This window comes from Lysobacter yangpyeongensis, from assembly GCF_042655745.1.
Taxonomy (GTDB): Bacteria; Pseudomonadota; Gammaproteobacteria; order Xanthomonadales; family Xanthomonadaceae; genus Agrilutibacter; species Agrilutibacter yangpyeongensis.
Genome location: NZ_JBHSNM010000001.1, coordinates 202557 through 226741 on the forward strand (window position 1 = coordinate 202557; position 24185 = coordinate 226741).

General features: G+C 66.2%; 19 protein-coding genes and 1 tRNA gene. All 20 read left to right on the forward strand.

Annotated features, from left to right (window positions below):
* The 20 genes from ACFPN1_RS00880 to pnp all read left to right on the forward strand — a co-directional run bounded on the left by ACFPN1_RS00880 (position 1) and on the right by pnp (position 23937).
* Positions 1 to 726 (forward strand): NADH-quinone oxidoreductase subunit C, encoded by a 726-nt coding sequence (locus tag ACFPN1_RS00880; protein ID WP_386752188.1) that lies wholly within the window; start codon positions 1 to 3, stop codon positions 724 to 726.
* Between the two features lie 5 nt (positions 727 to 731).
* Complete coding sequence (locus ACFPN1_RS00885; RefSeq protein ID WP_386752190.1) at positions 732 to 2018, forward strand: NADH-quinone oxidoreductase subunit D; 1287 nt, start codon at positions 732 to 734, stop codon at positions 2016 to 2018.
* Between the two features lie 118 nt (positions 2019 to 2136).
* Complete coding sequence (gene nuoE / locus ACFPN1_RS00890; protein ID WP_386752192.1) at positions 2137 to 2664, forward strand: NADH-quinone oxidoreductase subunit NuoE; 528 nt, start codon at positions 2137 to 2139, stop codon at positions 2662 to 2664.
* A gap of 10 nt (positions 2665 to 2674) precedes the next feature.
* Positions 2675 to 4045, forward strand: coding sequence for an NADH-quinone oxidoreductase subunit NuoF (gene nuoF, locus ACFPN1_RS00895; RefSeq protein ID WP_386752194.1), 1371 nt, complete (start codon positions 2675 to 2677; stop codon positions 4043 to 4045).
* Between the two features lie 133 nt (positions 4046 to 4178).
* Positions 4179 to 6410 carry an NADH-quinone oxidoreductase subunit NuoG gene (nuoG, locus tag ACFPN1_RS00900; RefSeq protein ID WP_386752196.1) on the forward strand — a complete coding sequence of 744 codons (2232 nt, stop codon included), beginning with the start codon at positions 4179 to 4181 and terminating at the stop codon, positions 6408 to 6410.
* Positions 6410 to 7465 carry an NADH-quinone oxidoreductase subunit NuoH gene (gene nuoH / locus ACFPN1_RS00905; protein ID WP_386752198.1) on the forward strand — a complete coding sequence of 352 codons (1056 nt, stop codon included), beginning with the start codon at positions 6410 to 6412 and terminating at the stop codon, positions 7463 to 7465. The genes nuoG and nuoH overlap by 1 nt, the downstream gene beginning before the upstream one ends.
* 22 nt (positions 7466 to 7487) lie before the next feature.
* A complete protein-coding gene (gene nuoI, locus ACFPN1_RS00910) occupies positions 7488 to 7976 on the forward strand; it encodes an NADH-quinone oxidoreductase subunit NuoI (protein ID WP_386752200.1) in 489 nt (162 codons plus the stop codon).
* Positions 7977 to 7984: 8 nt separating this feature from the next.
* A complete protein-coding gene (locus tag ACFPN1_RS00915) occupies positions 7985 to 8620 on the forward strand; it encodes an NADH-quinone oxidoreductase subunit J (protein ID WP_386752202.1) in 636 nt (211 codons plus the stop codon).
* A 17-nt stretch (positions 8621 to 8637) separates the two neighbouring features.
* On the forward strand, positions 8638 to 8940 hold the full coding sequence (gene nuoK / locus ACFPN1_RS00920; RefSeq protein ID WP_386753998.1) for an NADH-quinone oxidoreductase subunit NuoK: 303 nt from the start codon (positions 8638 to 8640) through the stop codon (positions 8938 to 8940).
* 171 nt (positions 8941 to 9111) lie between these two features.
* Complete coding sequence (gene nuoL, locus ACFPN1_RS00925; RefSeq protein WP_386752204.1) at positions 9112 to 11229, forward strand: NADH-quinone oxidoreductase subunit L; 2118 nt, start codon at positions 9112 to 9114, stop codon at positions 11227 to 11229.
* Between the two features lie 21 nt (positions 11230 to 11250).
* A complete protein-coding gene (locus ACFPN1_RS00930; protein WP_386752206.1) occupies positions 11251 to 12762 on the forward strand; it encodes an NADH-quinone oxidoreductase subunit M in 1512 nt (503 codons plus the stop codon).
* Positions 12763 to 12805: 43 nt separating this feature from the next.
* Positions 12806 to 14245: an NADH-quinone oxidoreductase subunit NuoN gene (gene nuoN / locus ACFPN1_RS00935; RefSeq protein ID WP_386752208.1), complete on the forward strand. Its 1440-nt coding sequence runs from the start codon at positions 12806 to 12808 to the stop codon at positions 14243 to 14245.
* Between the two features lie 97 nt (positions 14246 to 14342).
* A tRNA-Met gene (locus ACFPN1_RS00940) sits at positions 14343 to 14419 on the forward strand.
* A 263-nt stretch (positions 14420 to 14682) separates the two neighbouring features.
* Positions 14683 to 15285: a ribosome maturation factor RimP gene (gene rimP, locus ACFPN1_RS00945; protein ID WP_386752210.1), complete on the forward strand. Its 603-nt coding sequence runs from the start codon at positions 14683 to 14685 to the stop codon at positions 15283 to 15285.
* Between the two features lie 6 nt (positions 15286 to 15291).
* Complete coding sequence (nusA, locus tag ACFPN1_RS00950) at positions 15292 to 16779, forward strand: transcription termination factor NusA (RefSeq protein WP_386752212.1); 1488 nt, start codon at positions 15292 to 15294, stop codon at positions 16777 to 16779.
* A 110-nt stretch (positions 16780 to 16889) separates the two neighbouring features.
* Positions 16890 to 19493: a translation initiation factor IF-2 gene (gene infB, locus ACFPN1_RS00960; RefSeq protein WP_417498511.1), complete on the forward strand. Its 2604-nt coding sequence runs from the start codon at positions 16890 to 16892 to the stop codon at positions 19491 to 19493.
* A gap of 107 nt (positions 19494 to 19600) precedes the next feature.
* A complete protein-coding gene (gene rbfA / locus ACFPN1_RS00965) occupies positions 19601 to 19960 on the forward strand; it encodes a 30S ribosome-binding factor RbfA (RefSeq protein ID WP_386752213.1) in 360 nt (119 codons plus the stop codon).
* Between the two features lie 119 nt (positions 19961 to 20079).
* Positions 20080 to 21036, forward strand: coding sequence for a tRNA pseudouridine(55) synthase TruB (gene truB / locus ACFPN1_RS00970; protein WP_386752214.1), 957 nt, complete (start codon positions 20080 to 20082; stop codon positions 21034 to 21036).
* Between the two features lie 277 nt (positions 21037 to 21313).
* On the forward strand, positions 21314 to 21574 hold the full coding sequence (gene rpsO, locus ACFPN1_RS00975) for a 30S ribosomal protein S15 (protein ID WP_386752217.1): 261 nt from the start codon (positions 21314 to 21316) through the stop codon (positions 21572 to 21574).
* Between the two features lie 254 nt (positions 21575 to 21828).
* Positions 21829 to 23937 carry a polyribonucleotide nucleotidyltransferase gene (gene pnp / locus ACFPN1_RS00980; protein ID WP_386752219.1) on the forward strand — a complete coding sequence of 703 codons (2109 nt, stop codon included), beginning with the start codon at positions 21829 to 21831 and terminating at the stop codon, positions 23935 to 23937.
* Positions 23938 to 24185 lie beyond the last annotated feature (248 nt).

Below are 24185 nucleotides of genomic sequence, written 5' to 3' on the forward strand. Positions count from 1 at the left end.
ATGGAAACCGCATCCTCTTTTGCCGATCGCCTGCGCGCGCGTTTCCCGGAAGCGATGGTCGCCGTCGCCGAACCGCGCTGCGAAGTCACCATCGATGTTGCCGCCGGCGCGTGGCTTGCGGCCGCGCGGGCGTTGCGCGATGAGTTCGGTTTCGAGCAGTGCGTCGACGTCAGCGGCGTCGATTACCTGAGCTACGGCAGCGACGAATGGGACACCGACGTTTCGTCGGAAGGCTTCTCGCGCGGCGTGGAAGGCAAGAGCGCCGGCCGCTTCGTCTGGGGTGAAGCCCCCAACGGTGCCGCCAACGCGCCGGAACGTCGTTTCGCGGCCGTGGCCCACCTGCTCTCGTACCAGCACAACCGGCGCGTGCGCCTGCGCACCTTCGCCGAGAACGACGACCTGCCGGTCGTGGCCTCGCTGACGTCGGTGTGGGCGGGCACGAACTGGTTCGAGCGCGAAGCCTTCGATCTGTACGGCATCGTCTTCGAAGGCCATCCGGACCTGCGCCGCATCCTGACCGACTACGGTTTCGTCGGCCATCCGTTCCGCAAGGATTTCCCGCTGATCGGCAACGTCGAAGTGCGTTACGACGCCGAGAAGAAGCGCGTCGTGTACGAACCCGTTTCGATCGAGCCGCGCGTGCTGGTGCCGCGCGTGATCCGCGACGACGCGCGTTATGAAACCGCCGCCGGCGAAGCTGCGCAGAAGGCGGAGGTGAAGAAGTGAGCTCCGTGCTTTCCGGTTCCAACCAGTCCGGCGTGCTCAACGCCGAGATCCGCAACTACACGCTGAACTTCGGCCCGCAGCACCCGGCTGCGCACGGCGTGCTCCGCCTCATCCTCGAGATGGACGGCGAAGTCGTGCAGCGCGCCGACCCGCACATCGGCCTGCTCCATCGCGGCACCGAGAAGCTGGCCGAGTCCAAGCCGTTCAACCAGTCGATCGGCTACATGGATCGCCTGGATTACGTCTCGATGATGTGCAACGAGCACGCCTACGTGCGTGCGATCGAGACGCTGCTGGGCATCGAGGCTCCCGAACGTGCGCAGTGGATCCGCACGATGTTCGACGAGATCACGCGCATCCTGAACCACCTGATGTGGGTCGGTTCGAACGCGCTCGACCTCGGCGCGATGGCGGTGTTCCTGTACGCCTTCCGCGAGCGCGAAGAGCTGATGGACTGCTACGAGGCGGTCTCCGGCGCGCGCATGCACGCGACGTACTACCGCCCGGGCGGCGTCTACCGCGACCTGCCGGCGCAGATGCCGCGCTACAAGGAATCGCCGTGGCGCAAGGGCCAGCAGCTCAAGCGCTTCAACGAATGGCGCGAAGGCTCGCTGCTGGATTACCTCGAGCGCTTCACCGAGGACTTCCCCAAGCGCGTCGACGAATACGAGACGCTGCTCACCGACAACCGCATCTGGAAGCAGCGCACCGTCGGCATCGGTGTGGTGTCGCCGGAGCAGGCGTTCGCGTGGGGCATGACCGGCCCGATGGTCCGCGGTTCGGGCATCGCCTGGGACCTGCGCAAGAAGCAGCCGTATGCGAAGTACGCCGAAGTCGACTTCGACATCCCGGTCGGCGTCAACGGCGACTGCTACGACCGCTACCTGGTGCGCATGGCCGAGATGCGCCAGTCCAACCGCATCATCCAGCAGTGCGTGAAGTGGCTGAAGGCCAATCCGGGCCCCGTGATCGTCGACAACTTCAAGGTCGCGCCGCCCAGGCGCGAAGAGATGAAGGACGACATGGAAGCCCTCATCCACCACTTCAAGCTGTTCTCCGAGGGTTACTGCGTGCCGGCCGGCGAGACCTACGCCGCCGTCGAAGCACCCAAGGGCGAGTTCGGCTGCTACCTGGTTTCCGACGGCGCCAATAAGCCGTTCCGCGTGAAGCTGCGTGCCCCGGGCTTCGCGCACCTGTCGTCGATGGACGAGATCGTCAAGGGCCACATGCTGGCCGACGTCGTGGCGATGATCGGTACGTACGACATCGTGTTTGGTGAGATTGATCGGTGATGGTGAAGGAAAAGCGGGAACAGGGAACGGGGAACGGGGAAGCAACAGCTTCCACGCTCCGCTGCCTTTGCTTCCCCGTTCCCTGTTCCCCGTTCCCGCCTTTGGAACAACAACCGCAATGAAAGCCACCGGCAATTTCGAAAACGCGCGCAATGTCGATCCGATGGTCGCCCTGTCGGACAAGACCCGCGCGCACATCGACCACTGGGTCGCCAAGTTCCCGCCGGACCGCAAGCGCTCGGCCGTGCTGCAAGGCCTGCACGCTGCGCAGGAACAGAACGGCGGCTGGCTCAGCGACGAGCTGATCGCCGCGGTCGCCAAGTACCTCGACATCCCGCCGGTGTGGGCCTACGAGGTCGCGTCGTTCTACTCGATGTTCGAAACCGAGAAGGTCGGCCGCAACAACGTCGCCTTCTGCACCAACATCAGCTGCTGGCTCAACGGCGCCGAGGACCTGGTGCGCCACGCCGAGCAGAAGCTGGGCTGCAAGCTGGGCGAATCCAGCGCGGACGGCCGCGTCTACCTCAAGCGCGAGGAAGAATGCGTGGCCGCGTGCTGCGGCGCGCCGGTGGTCGTGATCAACGGCCATTACCACGAGAAGCTCGACGTCGCGAAGGTCGACGAGCTGCTCGACGGTCTGAAGTGAGGCTGGGCTGATGGCGCACGACAACCACCACGATTATTCGCAGGGCTACGGCCCGGTCGGCCCGGTGCCGCAGGAGCACAACGTCGTCTACACGACGCTGCACTTCGAGAAGCCCTGGTCGTACGAGAACTACCTCAAGACCGGCGGCTACAGCGCGCTGCGCAAGATCCTGACCGAGAAGATCGACCCGGCGGCCGTCGTCGAGATGGTCAAGCAGTCCGGCCTGCGTGGCCGCGGCGGCGCGGGCTTCCCGACCGGCCTGAAGTGGAGCTTCATGCCCAAGGGCTCGGGCACGCAGAAGTACATCCTGTGCAACTCGGACGAATCCGAGCCGGGCACCGCCAAGGACCGCGACATCCTGCGCTACAACCCGCATGCGGTGATCGAAGGCATGGCGATCGCGTGCTACGCGACCGGTTCGACCGTCGCCTACAACTACCTGCGCGGCGAGTTCCACCACGAGCCGTTCGAGCACATCGAGGAAGCCCTCGCCGAGGCCTACAGGCACGGCTGGCTGGGCAAGAACGTCCTCGGCTCCGGCATCGACATCGACATCTACAACGCGCTGGGCGCGGGCGCCTACATCTGCGGCGAGGAAACCGCGCTGATGGAGTCGCTGGAAGGCAAGAAGGGCCAGCCGCGCTACAAGCCGCCGTTCCCGGCCAACTTCGGCCTGTACGGCAAGCCGACGACGATCAACAACACCGAGACCTATGCTTCGGTGCCGGCGATCATCCGCAACGGCGCGGAGTGGTTCCTCAACCTCGGCAAGCCGAACAACGGCGGCCCGAAGATCTTCTCGGTGTCGGGCCACGTCGCCCGCCCGGGCAACTACGAGATCCGCCTGGGCACGCCGTTCGCCGAGCTGCTGCAGCTCGCCGGTGGCATGCGCGACGGTCGCAGGATCAAGGCGGTGATCCCGGGCGGTTCCTCGATGCCGGTGCTGCCGGGCGAGACCATGATGGGCCTCACGATGGATTACGACTCGATCCAGAAGGCCGGTTCCGGCCTGGGTTCGGGCGCCGTGGTCGTGATGGACGACACCACCTGCATGGTGCGCGCCTGCCAGCGCATCTCGCGCTTCTACTTCAAGGAAAGCTGCGGCCAGTGCACGCCGTGTCGCGAAGGCACCGGCTGGATGTACCGCATGCTGACCCGCATCGTCGAGAAGCAGGCCACGCTCGACGACCTCAAGATGCTGCGCGCCGCCGCCGGCCAGATCGAAGGCCACACCATTTGCGCGTTCGGCGAGGCCGCCGCGTGGCCGGTGCAGGGGTTCCTGCGCCATTTCTGGGATGAGTTCGAATACGCGATCGTGAACAAGCGCTTCCTGGTCGACGACCAGCGCGCCGGGACGGTAGTCGAGAAGGTGGCGGCATGACGACTTTCAAGTGCGGGAACAGGGAAGAGGGAGTAGGGAACGAAAGTTCGACCTCGACGCGGACGCTTTCGGATGTCCTTTGCGCCTCGTTCCCCATTCCCCATTCCCCATTCCCGCTTTTCGGAGGCTTGGCATGAGCGCCCAGCCCGTCAATCCGAATCTTCCGCCCGACCACGTCACCGTCTTCATCGACGGCGTCGAATTGGCCGCGCCGAAGGGCTCGATGATCATCCAGGCCGCCGACAAGGCCGGCATTCCGATCCCGCGCTTCTGCTACCACGACAAGCTCAGCGTCGCGGCCAACTGCCGCATGTGCCTGGTCGAAGTCGAGAAGATGCCCAAGCCGGCGCCGGCCTGCGCCACGCCGGTGATGGACGGCATGAAGGTCACCACGCGCAGCGAAAAGGCGTTGAAGTCGCAGCGCAACGTGATGGAGTTCCTGCTGATCAACCATCCGCTGGACTGCCCGATCTGCGACCAGGGCGGCGAGTGCGAACTGCAGGATCTGTCGCTCGGTTACGGCCGCTCGGTCAGCCGCTTCGCCGAACGCAAGCGCGTGGTCCCGGACGAGGACATCGGTCCGCTGGTCGCCACCGAGATGACGCGCTGCATCCAGTGCACGCGCTGCGTGCGCTTCACGGCCGAAGTCGCCGGCACCTACGAGCTCGGTGGCATGTACCGCGGCGAGAACCTGCAGATCGGCACCTACGACGGGAAGCCGCTCACCACCGAGCTGTCCGGCAACGTCATCGACGTGTGCCCGGTCGGCGCGCTGACCAACAAGGTGTTCCAGTTCAAGGCGCGTCCCTGGGAGCTGACCGCGCGCGAGTCGCTGGGCTACCACGACGCGCTGGGCAGCAACCTGTTCCTGCACGTGCGCCGTGGCGAAGTGCTGCGCACCGTGCCGCGCGACAACGATGCCGTCAACGAATGCTGGCTGTCGGACCGCGACCGCTACTCGCACCAGGGTCTGTACGCGTCCGATCGCGCGACCAGGCCGCTGATCAAGGATGGCGCCGACTTCCGCGAGGCCTCGTGGGAGGAAGCGCTGGCCCGCGCCGCGCAGATCCTGCGCGACAACGGCGCCGACAACCTCGGCGTGCTGGTGCACCCGGCGACGTCGAACGAGGAGGGCGCCCTGCTGGCGCGCCTCGCCGAGGCGCTCGGCACCGGCAACATCGATCACCGCATTTCGCAGCGCGACCTCTCCGACGGTGCCACCGCTGAGACCTTCGGCGTGCCCGTCGCGGACCTGGCCCATGCCGATGCGATCGTCATCGTCGGCAGCAACCTGCGCCATGAAGTGCCGCTGCTGCACGCCCGCGTGCGCAAGGCGTGGACGCGTGGCGCGAAGGTGCATGTCGTCAATCCGGTCGACTTCGATTTCACCTTCAAGACCGCGAGCCATCGCATCGTCGCACCTTCGCAGATCGCCGCGGCCCTGACCGATGCGGGCCTGCGCGATGCGCTGAAGGATGCGACGCGAGCCGTCGTCATCGTCGGCGGTGTGGCCGAGAACAGTCCGTATGCTGCGGCGATCCGCAAGGCCGCGGCCGAGCTCGCCGCCGCGACCAATGCGGGTGTCTGCCGCATTCCGCAGGGCGCGAACGCAGTGGGCCTGTCCAAGCACGGCGTGCTGCCGCGTACGCGCGACGCGCAGACGATGCTGGCGCAGCCGCGTTCGGCCTACATCCTCTACGGCATCGAGCCGGGCCTGGACTTCGCCGACGTGGCGACCGCCAACAAGGCGCTGGCTTCGGCGCAGGTCGTGGCCTTCAGTCAGTTCGCCTGCCGCTCGACGCGCGCCGTGGCCGACGTGATCCTGCCGATCGGCGCGCTGCCGGAAATCGAAGCGACGCTGACCAACCTGGAAGGCTTCGAGCAGGGCACCGTCGCGGGCGGCAAGCTGCCGGGCGACGCGCGTGCCGGCTGGCGCGTGCTGCGTGCGCTGGGTGGCGAACTGGGTCTGCCGGGCTTCGACTTCACCGATCTGGCGGGCCTGCGCGCCGGGATGCATCGTCAGGATGCGCGTGCGGTGGCCTGTCCGGCACCGACCGTTTCCGGTGACGGCCTCGAGCTGGCGGTCAGCACCGCGATCTACCGCTGCGACGCCGTCGTGCGCCGCGCCGCCAACCTGCAATCGCATCCGCTCAGCGTCGAACCGCGGGCCGTGATGCATCCGGCCGATGCGCAGGCCCTGGGTCTCGCGGAAGGCGTGGTCGGCAAGTTCACCGCTGCCGCCGGCACGGCGACGCTGCCGGTCGTCGTCAGCGACACGGTCGCGCGCGGCACCATCTGGATTCAAAGCGGCCACGGCGCCACCGCGCCGCTCGGTGCCGGCCGCGTGCAGGCGGGGAGGGCGTGATGCAGGCCGTAGATAGTTTCCGCGACTGGATGCTGGGCCTGGGCTGGGGCGGCAACGTCGCGTGGATCGTGCTGAAGATCCTGCTGATCGCCATGCCCGTGATCATCTCGGTCGCGTTCTACGTCGTGTGGGAGCGCAAGCTGATCGGCTGGATGCACGTGCGCCGCGGCCCGATGTACGTGGGCAAGGGCATCCTTCAGGCCTTCGCCGACGTCTTCAAGCTGCTGTTCAAGGAAGTCATCCAGCCCACGCGCGCGCAGCCGTTCCTGTTCAAGCTCGCGCCGCTGCTGGCACTGGCGCCGGCGTTCGCCGCGTGGGCGGTGGTGCCGTTCGACACGAAGATCGTGCTGTCGAACGCCAACGCCGGCCTGCTGTACCTGCTGGCGATGACCTCGATGGGCGTCTACGGCATCGTGCTCGCCGGGTGGGCTTCGAACTCGAAGTACGCGTTCCTCGGCGCGATGCGCGCCGCTGCGCAGGTCGTGAGCTACGAAATCGCCATGGGCTTCGCCATGGTCGGCGTGCTGATCGCCGCGGGCAGCCTCAACCTCACCGAGATCGTGATGGCGCAGGCCGGCAACGCCGGCGCGTTCGAATGGTTCATGTGGCCGCTGCTGCCGCTGTTCGTGGTGTACTTCATCTCGGGCGTGGCCGAAACCAACCGCGCACCGTTCGACGTCGTCGAAGGCGAATCGGAAATCGTCGCCGGCCACATGGTCGAGTACTCGGGTTCGGCGTTCGCGCTGTTCTTCCTCGCCGAGTACGCGAACATGATCCTGATCAGCTTCCTGGTCTCGATCTTCTTCCTCGGCGGCTGGCTCAGCCCGTTCCAGGGCCTGGGCATCCCGCTGCTGTCGGCGAACGGCTGGTGGTGGCTGCTCGCGAAGGTGTTCTTCTTCGCCAGCTGCTTCATCTGGTTCCGCGCCTCGTTCCCGCGCTACCGCTACGACCAGATCATGCGCCTGGGCTGGAAGGTCTTCATTCCGCTGACCATCGCGTGGATCTGCGTCACCGCGCTGCTGGCGTATTACAAGATCTTCCTGCCGTTCGAGTGAGACAGGAAACGCTGAGACCCACATGAACCGCATCGTTTCCTACTTCAAGAGCCTGCTGCTCATCGAGCTTTGCCAGGGCCTTTGGCTGACGCTGAAGTACCTGTTCAAGCCGAAGTACACGCTGATGTACCCGATGGAGAAGACGCCGCAGTCGCCGCGCTTCCGCGGCATCCATGCGCTGCGCCGCTATCCCAACGGCGAAGAACGCTGCATCGCCTGCAAGCTGTGCGAGGCCGTGTGCCCGGCGCTGGCGATCACCATCGATTCGACCAAGCGCGAGGACGGCACCCGCCGCACCACGCGCTACGACATCGACCTGTTCAAGTGCATCTTCTGCGGCTTCTGCGAGGAGTCCTGCCCGGTCGATTCGATCGTGGAGACGCACATCCACGAATACCACTTCGAAAAGCGCGGCCAGAACATCGTGACCAAGCCGCAGCTGCTGGCGATCGGCGACCGGCTCGAGGCCGAGATCGCCGAGCGCCGCGCCACCGACGCCGCGTTCCGCTGAGGGCTGCCATGGATTTCGTGCAGATTGCTTTCCTTGCCTTCGCCGCGCTGGCCACCATCGCGGCGCTGGGCGTCATCAGCGTCCGCAACCCGGTGCACGCCGCGCTGCTGCTGGTGCTGACCTTCTTCTCCGTCGCCTGCACCTGGATCATCTCGGGCGCCGAGTTCCTCGGCATCGCGCTGATCCTGGTCTACGTCGGTGCGGTGATGGTGCTGTTCCTGTTCGTGGTGATGATGCTGGACATCGACGTCGCGCCGCTGCGCGAAGGTTTCGTCCGCTACCTGCCGGTGGGACTGGTCGTCGCCGTGCTGATGCTGGCCGAGATGCTGACGCTGATCGGGGCGAAGGCCGCGATGGCGACGCCGTTCGCCGACAACGCGGCCAACGCCGGCGACATCCCGAACACGAAGTGGCTGGCGAATGCGCTGTTCACCGGCTTCATGCTGCCGTTCGAGGTCGCTGCGGTGATCCTGACCGTCGCCGTCATCGCGGCCGTGATGCTGACGCTGCGCCGCCGTCCGGGTGCGCGCCACCAGGATCCGTCGGCGCAGGCCCGCGTGCGCGCGGCCGACCGCATCCGCATGGTGAAGATGGACGCCGTGAAGCCGCAGGCTCCGGCCGCGGGTGAGGAGGTGCAGCCGTGAGTCTTCTGGGTGAAGGCGTGGCCCTGGGCCACTATCTGGCGCTGGGCGCCGCGCTGTTCTGCATCAGCATCGCCGGCATCGTGCTGAACCGGAAGAACGTGATCATCCTGCTGATGTCGATCGAGCTGATGCTGCTCTCGGTCAACATCAACTTCGTCGCGTTCTCGCGTCATCTGGGCGACGCGGCGGGGCAGGTGTTCGTGTTCTTCATCCTGACCGTGGCCGCAGCGGAAGCCGCGATCGGCCTGGCGATCCTGGTCACGCTGTTCCGCAACCGCCGCACGATCAACGTGGGGCAGATCGACAGCCTCAAGGGGTGAGCGGTCGCTGCGCGGCGCCGCTGCGCGCGACCGCGAACGTCCGGGCAGGATGTCCGGGCCGGGCCTCCGAAGCCCGCACCGTTCGTCATGGAAGGCAGCAGTAGAACCCGGCAACAAGAAGCAACAAGAACGCAACTGGTCCGCGCTATACGGCTGGTCATCGGATAAACAATGGCAATCTCCAAAACCCATCTGCTGATCATCGTGCTCGCCCCCTTGCTGGGCGCGATCCTGGCTGGCCTGTTCGGCCGCCGTATCGGCCGCGTCGGCGCCCACAGCGCCACCATCGGCGGCGTGGCGGTCAGCTGCGCATTGTCGATGTACGTGCTATGGCAACTCGTGTCGCAGGGCGCCGCGCCGTTCAACGAGAACGTCTACACCTGGTTCCAGGTCGGCGGCATCGATGCGCATGTCGGCTTCATGATCGACAAGCTCACCGCGATGATGATGGTGGTGGTCACCTTCGTGTCGCTGCTGGTGCACGTCTACACCATCGGCTACATGGAAGAGGATCCGGGCTACCAGCGCTTCTTCAGCTACATCTCCCTCTTCACCTTCTCGATGTTGATGCTCGTGATGAGCAACAACTTCCTGCAGCTGTTCTTCGGCTGGGAGGCGGTGGGCCTGGTCTCGTATCTGCTGATCGGCTTCTGGTTCAAGCGACCGACCGCGGTGTTCGCCAACCTCAAGGCGTTCCTGGTCAACCGCGTCGGCGACTTCGGCTTCCTGCTGGGCATCGCGGCGGTGCTGCTGATGTTCGGTTCGCTCGACTACGCGACCGTATTCGCCAACGCGCCGACGATCGCGCAGACCGGCATCTCGATCATCAACGGCCACGAGTGGTCGGTGGCGACGGTGATCTGCATCTGCCTGTTCATCGGCGCCATGGGCAAGTCGGCGCAGGTGCCGCTGCACGTGTGGCTGCCGGATTCGATGGAAGGCCCGACCCCGATTTCGGCGCTGATCCATGCCGCGACGATGGTGACCGCGGGCATCTTCATGGTCGCGCGCATGTCGCCGCTGTTCCAGCTGAGCGAGACCGCGCTGAACTTCGTCCTGTTCATTGGCGCCACGACGGCGTTCTGGACCGGCCTGATCGGCATCGTGCAGAACGACATCAAGCGGGTCGTCGCGTATTCGACTCTGTCGCAGCTGGGTTACATGACCGTCGCGCTGGGCGTGTCGGCGTACTCGGCCGCGGTGTATCACCTGATGACCCACGCCTTCTTCAAGGCGCTGCTGTTCCTTGGCGCCGGCTCGGTGATCATCGGCATGCACCACGAGCAGGACATGCGCCGCATGGGCGGTCTGAAGAAATACATGCCCATCACCTACATCACGATGGTGATCGGCACGCTCGCCCTGGTCGGCACGCCGTTCTTCAGCGGTTTCTACTCGAAGGACACCATCATCGAGGCCGCCGCCGAGCATGCCGAGGAAGCGCACAACTGGGTGGCGACCTACGGCTACTGGGCGGTGCTGCTGGGCGCCTTCGTGACCGCGTTCTACAGCTTCCGCCTGCTGTACATGACCTTCCATGGGAAGGAACACTTCCACGATCCGGCGCCGGATCATTACGTCGCGCCGGAAGCCGACTCGACCGAGCACGAAACCGCGCTCGCCCACGAGCATGAGGCGCACCACGGCCACGACGCCCATGGCCATGGCCACGACGAGCACGCGCACACCCCGCACGAGTCGCCGTGGGTGGTGACCTTGCCGCTGATCCTGCTGGCGATCCCGTCGGTCCTGATCGGCTTCGTCACCGCCGGCCCGATGCTGTTCGGCACCGACATGCTGGGGCATGCGAAACAGCTGCCGTTCTTCCTTGGTGCCATCGATCTTCCGGCGGCGCAGGACACCGTCGGCAAGCTGGCCGAAGAGTTCCACGGTCCGGTCAAGTTCGCGTTGCACGGCTTCACCGCCCCGGCGTTCTGGCTGGCCTTCGCGGGCTTCGCCCTGGCGACCTTCCTGTACCTGATCAAGCCGGAACTGCCGGGCAAGCTGCGCAAGATGTTCGCGCTGCCGGTGCGCGTGCTCGAAGAGAAGTACGGCATGGACACGCTATGGATCGGCGGCTTCGCCGGCGGCGGCGTGCTCATCGGCAAGCTCTCGCGCTGGATCGACACCAACGTGATCGACGGCCTGGTGAACGCCAGCGCCCGCGTCACGGACTTCACCGCGCGCCTCGTGCGTCGCGGCCAGACCGGCTACCTCTACCACTACGCGTTCGCGATGATCATCGGCCTGATCCTGTCCCTGGCCGCTGTCATCCGTTACTGGCGCTGATTACGACAAGGACCTCGCAACGTGACCTCCTGGCCCTTGCTTAGCCTCCTGATCTGGCTGCCGATCCTCGGTGGCTTCGGCACCCTCGCGTTCGGCAACGAGCGCGCCAATGCTTCCCGCTGGTTCGGCATCGCCGTCGCGTTCGCGACGCTGCTGCTGAGCGTTCTCTTGTTCACCGGATTCGACCATGCCAACCCGGGCATGCAGTTCGGCGAAGAGCACGCGTGGATCCCGGCGTACGACATCCGCTACAGCCTCGGCGCGGACGGCATCTCGATCGCGCTCATCGGCCTGACCACGCTGACCTCGCTGCTGGTGCTGATTTCGGCCTGGGGCTCGGTGGAGAAGCGCGTCAGCCAGTACTACGCCGCGTTCCTGATCCTCGAAGGCCTGATGGTCGGCGTGTTCTCCGCGCTCGATTCCATGCTGTTCTACGTGTTCTTCGAGGCCATGCTGATCCCGATGTTCCTGATCATCGGCGTCTGGGGCGGACCGCGTCGCGTGTATGCGGCGGTGAAGTTCTTCCTGTACACGTTCATCGGCTCGGTGTTCATGCTGGCCGCGCTGATCTACATGTACATCAAGGGCGGCAGCTGGCAGCTGGCGGACATGTATGCGCTGCAGCTGTCGGCGACCGAGCAGAAGTGGATCTTCCTCGGCCTCCTCGCGGCTTTCGCGGTGAAGGTGCCGATGTTCCCGGTCCACACCTGGTTGCCGGATGCGCATGTGGAGGCGCCGACCGCGGGTTCGGTGATCCTGGCCGCGATCATGCTGAAGATCGGCGGCTACGGCTTCCTGCGTTTCACCCTGCCGATCGTGCCCGACGCCGGCACCGACTGGTCCATGTTCGTGATCGTGATCAGCCTGATCGCGGTGATCTACGTCGGCCTGGTCGCCCTGGTGCAGGACGACATGAAGAAGCTGATCGCCTATTCGTCGGTTTCGCACATGGGCTTCGTCACCCTGGGCACGTTCATCGCCTTCGCCCTGGTACGCGATTTCGGCAATTACGACGCGGCGCGTCTCGGCCTGCAGGGCGCGATGGTGCAGATGATCAGCCACGGCTTCATCTCCGGCGCGATGTTCACCTGCGTGGGCGTGCTCTACGACCGCATGCACAGCCGCATGATCAAGGACTACGGCGGCGTGGTGAACGTGATGCCGTGGTTCGCGACGTTCTTCGTGCTGTTCGCGATGGCCAACTCGGGTCTGCCGGGCACGTCGGGCTTCGTCGGCGAGTTCATGGTGATCCTGTCCAGCTTCCAGAAGCACCCGCTGATCGCGTTCGCCGCGGCCGCCACGCTCATCATCGGCGCCGGCTACACGCTGTGGCTGGTCAAGCGCGTGATCTGGGGCGAGGTGGGCAATGCCCAGGTGGCCGAGATGGAAGACCTCAATTTCCGCGAGGCGATCGTGCTGGGCGTGTTCGCGGCCGGCGTGCTGGCGCTGGGTATCTGGCCCAAGCCGCTGACCGACCTGATGGAGCCCTCCATCGCCAATCTCGCGACCCAGATCGCGACTTCCAAGCTGTAAGGCGCGCCCCGCGCGTTTGCCGCCAGAGATTCCACACATGCAGATGACCACGCCCACCGTCGCCGATCTGATGCCGCTGCTGCCCGAGCTGGTGCTCGTCGGCGCGGCGTTCGCCTGGCTGATGCTCGACCTGTTCCTGGAAGCGCGCCACCGCGTGGTGACGCACCTGCTTTCGGTGGCCACGCTCGTGGTCGTGATCGGCATGATCGCCACCGGTGTGGGCGGGCAGGGCACGGTGCTCAACGGCATGTTCGTGCGCGACACGGCGGCCGACGTGATGAAGGTGGCGATCTGCGGCGTGAGCGCGTTCGCGCTGGTCTACGGCTGGCCCTACCTGCGCCAGCGCAACCTGTACCAGGGCGAGATCGCGGTGCTGATGCTGTTCGCCATCGCCGGCATGATGCTGCTCGTGTCGGCGGGCAGCCTGGTGATGGTGTACCTCGGCCTGGAAATGCTGGCGCTGTGTTCGTACGCGCTGGTCGCGGCGGATCGCGACAGTCCCATCGCCTCGGAAGCGGCGATCAAGTACTTCGTACTCGGTTCGCTGGCGTCGGGCCTGATCCTGTACGGCATGTCGCTGATCTACGGCGCGACCGGCACGCTGGACCTGGCCACGATCGGCGCTGCCGCCGGCGCGACGTCGAACATGACCCTGCTGGTGACCGGTGTGGTGTTCACCGTCGCCGGCATCGCCTTCAAGTTCGGTGCGGCCCCGTTCCACATGTGGCTGCCGGACGTGTACCACGGCGCCCCGACACCGATCACGCTGTTCATCGGCTCGGCTCCCAAGCTGGCGTACTTCGGCATGGCGTTCCGCCTGCTCGAAACCGGCGCGGGCCCGCTCGACGACCGCTGGCGCCTGCTGCTGGCCGCGTTGGCGGTCGCCTCGCTGGTGATCGGCAATCTCAGCGCGATGGTGCAGAGCAACTTCAAGCGCCTGCTCGCGTACTCGACCGTCTCGCACGTGGGCTTCCTGTTCCTCGGCCTGGCCGGGGGCGGCGAGCAGGGCATGGCAGCCGCGCTGTTCTACGCGATCAGCTATGCGGTGATGTCGGCGGCGGCCTTCGGCGCGATCGTCGTGCTCGCGGGCAAGGGCTTCGAAGCCGACAACATCGACGACTACCGCGGCCTGAATGCCCGCAACCCGTGGCTGGCCGGCCTGATCCTCTGCGTGATGGCGTCGCTGGCCGGCGTGCCGCCGTTCCTGGGCTTCTGGGCCAAGCTGGCCGTGCTGCGCGCGGCCTTCGAAGGCGGCATGTGGTGGCTGGCCATCATCGGCCTGGTCTTCGCCGTGGTCGGCGCCTTCTACTACCTGCGCGTGGTCAAGGCGATGTATTTCGAAGAGCCGCAGGGCGAGCTTCATGCCCCCAGCGAGGACCGGCCGCTGCGCGTGCTGTTCGGCGTCAATGCGCTCGCGCTGCTGGCCCTGGGTTTCGCCTGGAACCCGATCATGGCCTGGTGCAAGTACGCGTTCGGTGCGTAAAAACCGCTGCAATTCCAGGGGTTTCCGCGCCTTGCGAAATTTTCTTCATCCGATGGCTTGCAAGGATTTTCACAAGCCGTCATAATTCCGCTCCTGCTGCGGGGTGGAGCAGTCTGGCAGCTCGTCGGGCTCATAACCCGAAGGTCGCAGGTTCAAATCCTGCCCCCGCTACCAGCTTCGGCTGGAGAAAGGCCTCCCTGGAGGCTTTTCTTTTTGGTCGCAAGGCTCGGGCTTTGCAGCGATGCCGGTACATCGGCAATCGCTGCACCGAAATCCAGTGGTAACGGACAAGGGGCCCGCCGGGCCCCTTGTTGTTTTCGCGTTTCTGTATTGCTACGTGCTGATCGGTTCATCCGGCTGTCAGTTTCGCGCAAGGCACCAACGTTTCTTCGCACTCCTGTGCAAGCGCCCGCATCGCGGGACTTTCAAGGGAAGACATGACGGACAAGGCCAACGAAATCGCCGCATTGCTGGCTCCGACGGTAGCGTCGCTGGGCCTGGAGCTGCTCGGCGCCGAATACCTGCCCTCGCCGGGCGGCGCGATGCTGCGCCTGTACATCGACGTTCCCGCCGATGCCGCGCAGGGCGACGACGCCCGCTCGGTGACCATCGACGACTGCGAGGCCGTGAGTCGCGAAGTCTCCGCGCAGCTCGATGTCGAAGACCCCATCAGCAGTCACTACACGCTGGAAGTGTCTTCGCCTGGCATCGATCGCCCGCTGTTCGGCGCCGCGCAGTTCGCGCGCTTCGCCGGCGAGTCGGCCAAGGTCGTACTGCGCCTGCCGCAGGACGGCCGGCGCCGCCTGCAGGGCGAAATCGTGCGCGTGGCGGGCGAGGACATCACGTTCAACGTCGACGGCAACGAGTTCACCGTGCGCGCCGACAACATCGAAAAGGCCCGCCTGGTCCCCGACTGGGCCGCGCTCGGCCTGAGCGCAGACAAGCCCAGGCCCGGCAAGGGGCCGGGTGCTTCAAAAAAGCAGGCAGGCAAGAAATCCACCAACAAGCCGGCGGCGAAGAAGCCGTCCCGTGCGGAGTAAGTAGAGATGAGCAAGGAACTTCTGCTGGTCGTCGATGCGGTCGCCAACGAAAAGGGCGTCCCGCGCGAAGTCATCTTCGAGGCGATCGAGGCTGCGCTGGCTTCGGCCGCCAAGAAGCGCTACCACGACCAGGACGTGCTGGTGCGTGTTTCCATCGACCAGAAGGACGGCAGCTACGAGACCTTCCGCCGCTGGGAAGTCGTGGCCGACGACGTGGTGATGGAATCGCCCGACCGCCAGATCCGCATGATGGACGCGATCGACGAAGCCGAAGGCGTCGAGATCGGCGACTACATCGAAGAGCAGATCGAGAATCCCGAGTTCGGCCGCATCGCCGCCCAGGCCGCCAAGCAGGTCATCGTGCAGCGCGTGCGTGAAGCCGAGCGCGCGCAGGTCGTGGACGCGTGGAAGGATCGCGTGGGCGAGCTCGTCACCGGCGTGGTCAAGCGCGCCGAGCGCGGCAACATCTACGTCGACCTCGGCGGCAATGCCGAAGCGATCATCCCGAAGGACAAGGGCATCCCGCGCGACGTGCTGCGCGCCGGCGACCGCGTCCGCGGCTACCTGTTCGACGTGCGTTCCGAGCCGCGCGGCCCGCAGCTGTTCATCAGTCGCGCCGCGCCGGAATTCATGATGGAGCTGTTCAAGCTCGAAGTGCCGGAAGTCGGCCAGGGGCTGGTCTCGATCAAGGCCTGCGCCCGCGATCCGGGCGACCGCGCCAAGATCGCCGTGCAGGCGCACGACAACCGCACCGATCCGATCGGCGCCTGCATCGGCATGCGCGGTTCGCGCGTGCAGGCGGTGTCGAACGAGCTCAACGGCGAGCGCGTCGACATCGTGCTGTGGTCGGACAACCCGGCCCAGTTCGTCATCAACGCGATGGCGCCGGCCGAAGTGCAGTCGATCATCGTCGACGAAGAGAAGCACTCGATGGACCTCGCCGTCGCCGAGGACCGCCTCGCGCAGGCCATCGGCAAGGGCGGTCAGAACGTGCGTCTCGCCAGCCGCCTGTCGGGCTGGCAGCTCAACGTGATGACGCAGGACCAGGTCACCGCGAAGTCGGAAGCCGAGCAGGCCACCGCGCGCCAGCTGTTCATGGACAAGCTCGAGGTCGACGAGGAAATCGCCGGCATCCTGGTGTCGGAAGGCTTCAACACGGTCGAAGAAATCGCCTACGTGCCGGTCGGCGAGCTGCTCGCCGTCGAAGGCTTCGATGAGGACATCGTCGAGGAGCTGCGTTCGCGCGCCCGCGACGCGCTGCTCAACGAAGCCCTGGCCGCCGAAGAGGAACTCGACGAACACCAGCCGGCGGCCGACCTGCTCGAGCTGGAGGGCATGGACGAGGAACTCGCCTTCACGCTCGCTTCGCGCGGCGTGGTCACGCGCGATGACCTGGCCGACCTTGCCACCGACGAGCTGACCGACATCGACGGCGTCGACGAAGAGCGCGCCAAGGCGTTGATCATGGAAGCGCGCAAGCACTGGTTCGAGTAAGCACCACGTAGGGCGGGCCCCGGCCCGCCAACGCGAATGCGGCGGGCCCGGGCCCGCCCTACAATCGCCCCCCTGGACCGCCGGGGTGGCCAAAGGAAACCGGAAACCGAATGTCGCAGCAAACCACCATCCGCAAGCTCGCTGAACTGGTGAATACGCCGGTCGAGAAGCTGCTGGAGCAGCTGGCCGAGGCCGGAATGAAGTTCAGCGGGCCCGACCAGGTCGTCACCAGCATCGAGAAGGTCAAGCTGCTTGGCTTCCTCAAGCGCTCGCACGGCAAGGCGGACAGCGCCGAGGCCGGCGAGGCGCCGAAGAAGATCACGCTCAACCGCAGCCGCAAGGAAGAACTGACCGTCGGCGGCGGCAAGAACAAGGCGACCGTCGACGTCGTCGTGCGCAAGAAGGTCACGCTGGTCAAGCCGGGCGCCGACAAGGCGGCCACCGGACCGGTGACCGACGAGCGCGCCGAGATCCTGCGCAAGCTGGAGGAATCCAAGCAGCGCAACCTCGCCGAGCAGCAGAAGCTCGCCGAAGTCGACAAGCGTCGTGCCGAGGAGGCGGAACGCGCCCGCCTGGCCGCGGAAGAAGCCGCGCGCGCCAAGGCCGAAGAGGATGCGCGCATCGCGGCCGAAGCCGCGCTGGCCGTCGCCGACGATGAAGGCGGCGCTGCCCGCAAGACCACCGGCCACGGCCATCCCAAGCATCCGGCCCCGGTCGCGCCGCGCGTGGACGATCGCAACGCGCCCAAGCACAAGACCCGCGGCTCGCACGTCATGGTCGCCGGCGTGGAAGACGACGATGCCGCCAGCCGCTTCGCCGGCCAGCTGCACCTGAGCGCCCAGGAGCGTGCCCGTCGCACCACCGGTGCGCGTGGCAAGCCCAAGCCGCGGCGCCAGATGGAACAGGCCCGTTCCGGCGGCGGCGCGCACGGCTTCTCCAAGCCGACGGCGCCGATCGTGCGCGAAGTCGCCATCGGCGACACCATCACCGTGGCCGATCTCGCGCAGAAGCTCGCGCTGAAGGGCGGCGACGTGGTGAAGGCGCTGTTCAAGATGGGCGTGATGGCGACCATCACCCAGAGCATCGACCACGACACCGCCGCGCTGGTGACCGAAGAGCTCGGTCACACCGTGGTCAAGGCCAGCGAAAACACGGCCGAAGATGCGCTGCTGGCGCACGTGGAAGAAGCGCAGGGCGACAAGGCTCCGCGTCCGCCCGTGGTCACCATCATGGGCCACGTCGACCACGGCAAGACCTCGCTGCTGGACTACATCCGCCGCACCAAGGTCGCTTCCGGCGAAGCCGGCGGCATCACCCAGCACATCGGCGCCTACCACGTCGAAACGCCGAAGGGCGTCATCAGCTTCCTCGATACTCCGGGCCACGCCGCCTTCACGCAGATGCGTGCGCGCGGCGCGAAGCTCACCGACATCGTGGTGCTGGTGGTCGCGGCCGACGACGGCGTGATGCCGCAGACGCGCGAAGCCGTGCAGCACGCCAAGGCGGCGAAGGTGCCGCTGATCGTGGCGATCAACAAGATCGACAAGTCGGACGCGGATCCGCTGCGCGTGAAGAACGAGCTGCTGGCGGAAGAAGTCGTGGCCGAAGACTTCGGTGGCGACACGCAGATGGTGGAGCTCTCGGCCAAGACCGGCCAGGGCGTCGACGACCTGCTCGACTCCATCCTGCTGCAGGCCGAAGTGCTCGACCTCCAGGCCGTGCCGACCGGCCGCGCCACCGGCGTGGTGATCGAATCCTCGCTCGACAAGGGCCGTGGCCCGGTCGCGACCGTGCTGGTCCAGCAGGGTGAACTCAAGAAGGGCGACTACCTCGTCTGCGGCGTGCAGTACGGCCGCGTGCGTGCGCTGTTCGACGAGACCGGCTCGCAGGTGGACAAGGCCGGCCCGTCGATCCCGGTGCAGGTGCTGGGCCTTTCGGGCGTGCCGGATTCGGGCGACGACTTCGTCGTGGTCGAGGACGAGCGCCTGGCGAAGGACGTCGCGCAGCAGCGCGACGCCAAGCGCCGCGAATCGCGCCTGGTCGCGCAGGCGGGCAACCGCATGGAAGACATCATGGCCCAGATGGGCGAGGGTGCCGGCCAGCAGACGCTCAACCTGGTGGTCAAGGCCGACGTGCACGGCTCCGTGCAGGCACTGCGCGAAGCGCTCACCGGCCTGTCCAACGACCTGATCCGCATCAACGTGATCGGTGGCGGCGTCGGCGGCATCACCGAGTCCGATGCCACGCTCGCCGCGACCTCGAAGGCGACGATCATCGGCTTCAACGTCCGTGCCGACGCGTCGGCGCGCCGCGTGATCGAAGGCAACGGCGTCGACCTGCGTTACTTCTCGATCATCTATGACGTGATCGACCAGGTGAAGCAGATCGCGTCCGGCGTGCTGGGCAAGGAGATCCGCGAAGAGATCATCGGCACCGCCGAGGTCCGCGACGTGTTCCGCAGCTCCAAGTTCGGCGCGGTCGCCGGCTGCATGGTGGTCGAAGGCGTGGTCAAGAAGAACAAGCCGATCCGCGTGCTCCGCGACAACACGGTCATCTTCGAAGGCGAACTGGAGTCGCTGCGCCGCTTCAAGGAGAACGTCGAGGAAGTCCGCCAGGGCACCGAGTGCGGTATCGGCGTGAAGGCGTACAACGACGTCAAGGCCGGCGACCAGATCGAGTGCTTCGAACGCATCGAGGTGCAGCGGACGCTGTAAGGCCGGGATTCGCGATTCGGGATTGGTGATTCGTAAAAGCGAAAAGCAAATCCCGATCGCGCTCGCGCTGCTATCGAATAACCCATCACGAATCACGGCTATTCCACGTGCCCAGCAAATCGTTCCACCGCACCGACCGCGTTTCCGCCCAGCTCCGCCGCGAGCTGGGTGCGATCGTGCACGCCGCCGTGCGCGAGCACGGGCTGCCGTCGGTGAGCGTTTCGGACGTGGAGGTCACCCGCGATCTCGCGCATGCGAAGGTCTTCGTCACCGCACTGCAGAGCGAACGCTCGAAGGAAGCGGTGAAGGCGCTGCAAGGGCTGTCGCGGGAGATCCGCTTCGCCCTGGGGCGCGCGGTGAAGCTGCGCCACGTGCCCGAGCTGCATTTCCATTACGACGACTCGGTAGATCGCGGCGAGCGCATCGGCAACCTGCTGCGCGACAACCCGCCGACCAGCGACGAGTAACGGTAGGGCGGGCCCCGGCGCGCCGCCGTTCGCCATAACCATGGGACGGGCCCCAGACTCGTCGCTATTCGCAGAAGGCGGGCTGCAGCCCGCCCAATGTCGCGATCCGAGCCTTTGCGATGAACAGGAAACCGCGCACCGTCTTCCGCAAGCTCGACGGCATCCTGCTGCTCGACAAGCCCCAGGGGCTCAGCTCCAACCAGGCGTTGCAGCGCGTGCGCCATCTGTTCCGTGCGGAGAAGGCCGGCCATACCGGCAGCCTCGACCCGCTCGCCACCGGCCTGTTGCCGGTCTGCTTCGGCGAGGCGACCAAGATCGCCGGCCTGCTGCTGGGCTCGCGCAAGGCCTACGAAACCACCGCGGTGCTCGGCCTGACCACCGACAGCGACGACGCCGACGGTGCGCCGCTGCTGCGTCGTGATGTTCCCGGGTTCGACGATGCGCGCATCGAAGCGGCCCTGGCGCCGCTGCGCGGCCGGATCCGCCAGCGCGCGCCGATCTATTCGGCGCTGAAGCAGGGCGGCGAAGCGCTTTACGCCAAGGCCCGTCGCGGCGAAGCGGTCGAAGCGCCCGAGCGCGACGTCGAGGTCCACCAGCTGCGCGTGCTCGATCGCGCGTCCGACCGGGTCCGGCTGCTGGTCGAATGCGGCTCGGGCACCTACGTCCGCAGCCTGGTCCGCGATTTCGGCGAGAACCTCGGCTGCGGGGCCCATGTGGCCACGCTGCGCCGGCTGTGGGTCGACCCGTTCACCGCCCCGCGCATGTTCACGCTGGACGAGCTGCAGGCGATCGCCGAAGGGCGGGGCGAAGCGGCGCTGGAGGCCTGCCTGCTCCCGATCGAGGCCGGCCTGGGCGGCTTCCCGCAGGTGCGGCTTGATCCGGTGCAGGCCCGACGGCTGGGGCAGGGGCAGCGTCTCCGCCTGGAGGGCGCCGGCCCCGCCGGTTGCGTCGCCATCCATGACCAGGCCGGGCGCGTGCTGGGGCTGGGCGAAATCGATGCGGACGCGATCCTGCGGCCCAGCCGCTTGTTCACCTGGGCCACGGAAGGGGCGAGCGGGGCCGGACCGGAAGCGTAAGGCGGGTTTCCCCGTCTTCCTGATGCCTGCTCCAGTGGGCGCCGTTCGGCAGTTCAAGCTCCTCACGCAGTCCAGGCCCCTCACGGCGGGGCAAGACCCACCCTACGGCCTCCGCTCGCCGTCATTGCCCGGGTTCCCCGCGGCGCGCTACAATCCGCGCGCTTTTCAAGGACTTTGGAAAGCTTCCATCACCCAGAAAACGGCGGACCAGGCGGTGCGTCGGCAATGCTTTTGCCGATTCGCGTTCTGCAGGCCTCGCATCTACAAGGCAAACACGATGTCCATCGACACCAGCAAGATCATCGAAGAACACAAGCGCGGCGCCGGCGATACCGGTTCCCCGGAAGTCCAGGTCGCCCTGCTCACCGCCCGCATCGAGCAGCTGACCGGCCACTTCAAGGTTCACAAGCAGGACCACCACAGCCGTCGCGGCCTGCTGCAGATGGTCAACCGCCGTCGCAGCCTGCTCGACTACCTCAAGCGCAAGGACAACGAGCGCTACAAGGCCCTGATCGAGAAGCTCGGTCTGCGCCGATAAGCAACACCCGACCGCGGCGCAGCGATGCGCCGCGGTTTTTTTCGCACGCGTAGCGGCGCGATCCAGTCTGGTTGCGGAACACCACAAGCCGCCGCAGCGGCCGATGCAAGGCGAACAACGACGCTTTAACCGCCGCAGGCGTACACCGTCCCACCAGCCGCAACGCGAAACACCCAGGGACACGGCTGCACGCAGCCAAACCGCGCCGGGCAGGGGCCCGCGTGGAACGAATCAAGAAACCAGGAATATCCAACGTGGCAAAAATCACCAAGACCTTCCAGTACGGCAACCACACTGTGACGCTCGAGACGGGCGAAGTCGCCCGCCAGGCCAGCGGCGCCGTCATCGTCAAGATGGACGAAACCGTCGTGCTGGTGACCGCCGTCGCCGCCAAGAGCGCGCGCGAGGGCCAGGACTTCTTCCCGCTCACCGTCGACTACCAGGAAAAGTTCTACGCCGGTGGCCGCATCCCGGGTGGCTTCTTCAAGCGCGAAGGCCGCGCGACCGAGAAGGAAACGCTCATCTCGCGCCTGATCGATCGTCCGATCCGCCCGCTGTTCCCCGAGGAATACAAGAACGAAGTCCAGATCATCGCGACCGTCATGTCGCTGAATCCGGAAGTCGACGGTGACATCCCGGCGATGATCGGCGCCTCGGCCGCACTCGCGCTGGCCGGCACGCCGTTCCAGGGCCCGATCGGCGCCGCCAAGGTCGGTTACAGGAACGGCCAGTACATCCTCAACCCGACCGCCACCGAACTGGCGGACAGCGACCTCGAACTCGTCGTCGCCGGTACCGCCAACGCCGTGCTGATGGTCGAATCCGAAGCGAAGATGCTGTCGGAAGACGTGATGCTCGGCGCGGTGATGTTCGGTCATCGCGAGATGCAGAAGGTCATCAATGCGATCAACGAGCTGACCGTCGAAGCCGGCACCAAGCCGTCGACCTGGGTCGCTCCGGAAAAGAACACCGCGATGATCGCTGCGCTGAAGGAAGCCGTGGGCACCCAGCTCGCCGCCGCCTTCCAGATCCGCGACAAGCTGCAGCGTCGCGATGCGATCGCCGCGATCAAGAAGGACGTGCTGGCCTCGCTCGCCGGCCGCGCCGAAGCCGACGGCTGGAGCGCCGCCGACATGGCGAAGGAATTCGGCGAGCTCGAATACCGCACCATGCGCGACTCGGTGCTCGACACCAAGATCCGCATCGACGGCCGCGACCTGACCACCGTGCGCCCGATCACCTCGAAGGTCGGCGTGCTGCCGCGTACCCATGGTTCGGCCATGTTCACCCGTGGCGAGACCCAGGCGATCGTCGTGGTCACGCTGGGCACCGCGCGCGACGGCCAGATCATCGATGCCGTCGCCGGCGAGTACAAGGAAAACTTCCTGTTCCACTACAACTTCCCGCCGTTCTCGGTGGGCGAGTGCGGCCGTTTCGGCGCGCCCAAGCGTCGCGAAATCGGCCATGGCCGCCTCGCCAAGCGCGGCGTGCTGGCGACGATGCCGTCGCTGGAAGAGTTCCCGTACACGATCCGCGTGGTCTCGGAAATCACCGAGTCGAACGGTTCCTCGTCGATGGCCTCGGTGTGCGGGTCCTCGCTCGCGCTGATGGACGCCGGCGTGCCGGTGAAGTCGCCGGTCGCGGGCATCGCGATGGGCCTGGTGAAGGAAGACGACCGCTTCGTCGTCCTGTCCGACATCCTGGGTGACGAAGACCACCTGGGCGACATGGACTTCAAGGTCGCCGGTTCGAAGGACGGCATCAGCGCCCTGCAGATGGACATCAAGATCCAGGGCATCACCGAAGAGATCATGAAGACGGCCCTCGCCCAGGCGAAGGAAGGCCGCCTGCACATCCTCGGCGAGATGGCCAACGCCATCACCACCCCGCGTGGCGAGCTGAGCGAGTGGGCGCCGCGCCTGCTGACGATGAAGATCCACCCGGACAAGATCCGCGAAGTGATCGGCAAGGGCGGTTCGACCATCCAGGCGATCACCAAGGAAACCGGCACCCAGATCGACATCCAGGACGACGGCACCATCGTCATCGCTTCGGTCAATGCCGCCGCTGCGCAGGCCGCCAAGGCCCGCATCGAGCAGATCACCTCGGACGTCGAGCCGGGCCGCATTTACGAAGGCAAGGTCGCCAAGATCATGGACTTCGGTGCGTTCGTCACGATCCTCCCGGGCAAGGATGGTCTGGTGCACGTCTCGCAGATCTCCAACGAGCGCGTCGAGAAGGTCTCCGACAAGCTCAAGGAAGGCGACCTGGTCAAGGTCAAGGTGCTCGAAGTCGACAAGCAGGGCCGCATCCGCCTGTCGATGAAGGCCGTAGACGAAGGCGAGGGCGTGCCGGCGGCGTAAGCCTCCGCATCGCAAGCGTTACGGAAAAGCGGGCTTCGGCCCGCTTTTTCTTTTTTTGCTGCGTTGCTCGCCGTCCCGTGCAGACGAAGATCCGGGGACGTTGCTCGTGCCTTTATTCGCCTTTGCTCGTCATCCCCGCGCAAGCGGAATCCAAGGGCGTTGCTCCTTGGCTTTTGCTCGTCATCCCCGCGAAAGCGGAATCCAAGGGCGTTGCTCTCAGGCTTTTGCTTGTCATCCCCGCGCAAGCG

Excerpts from the sequence above, each read along its gene's own strand:
- nuoH (WP_386752198.1), top strand. The coding sequence starts at position 6,410 with ATGCAGGCCGTAGATAGTTTCCGCGACTGGATGCTGGGCCTGGGCTGG.
- nuoL (WP_386752204.1), top strand. The coding sequence starts at position 9,112 with ATGGCAATCTCCAAAACCCATCTGCTGATCATCGTGCTCGCCCCCTTG.
- nuoN (WP_386752208.1), top strand. The coding sequence starts at position 12,806 with ATGACCACGCCCACCGTCGCCGATCTGATGCCGCTGCTGCCCGAGCTG.
- nusA (WP_386752212.1), top strand. The coding sequence starts at position 15,292 with ATGAGCAAGGAACTTCTGCTGGTCGTCGATGCGGTCGCCAACGAAAAG.
- ACFPN1_RS00880 (WP_386752188.1), top strand. The coding sequence starts at position 1 with ATGGAAACCGCATCCTCTTTTGCCGATCGCCTGCGCGCGCGTTTCCCG.
- nuoF (WP_386752194.1), top strand. The coding sequence starts at position 2,675 with ATGGCGCACGACAACCACCACGATTATTCGCAGGGCTACGGCCCGGTC.
- ACFPN1_RS00915 (WP_386752202.1), top strand. The coding sequence starts at position 7,985 with ATGGATTTCGTGCAGATTGCTTTCCTTGCCTTCGCCGCGCTGGCCACC.
- truB (WP_386752214.1), top strand. The coding sequence starts at position 20,080 with ATGAACAGGAAACCGCGCACCGTCTTCCGCAAGCTCGACGGCATCCTG.
- rimP (WP_386752210.1), top strand. The coding sequence starts at position 14,683 with ATGACGGACAAGGCCAACGAAATCGCCGCATTGCTGGCTCCGACGGTA.
- rpsO (WP_386752217.1), top strand. The coding sequence starts at position 21,314 with ATGTCCATCGACACCAGCAAGATCATCGAAGAACACAAGCGCGGCGCC.
- nuoE (WP_386752192.1), top strand. The coding sequence starts at position 2,137 with ATGAAAGCCACCGGCAATTTCGAAAACGCGCGCAATGTCGATCCGATG.
- nuoI (WP_386752200.1), top strand. The coding sequence starts at position 7,488 with ATGAACCGCATCGTTTCCTACTTCAAGAGCCTGCTGCTCATCGAGCTT.
- infB (WP_417498511.1), top strand. The coding sequence starts at position 16,890 with ATGTCGCAGCAAACCACCATCCGCAAGCTCGCTGAACTGGTGAATACG.
- nuoG (WP_386752196.1), top strand. The coding sequence starts at position 4,179 with ATGAGCGCCCAGCCCGTCAATCCGAATCTTCCGCCCGACCACGTCACC.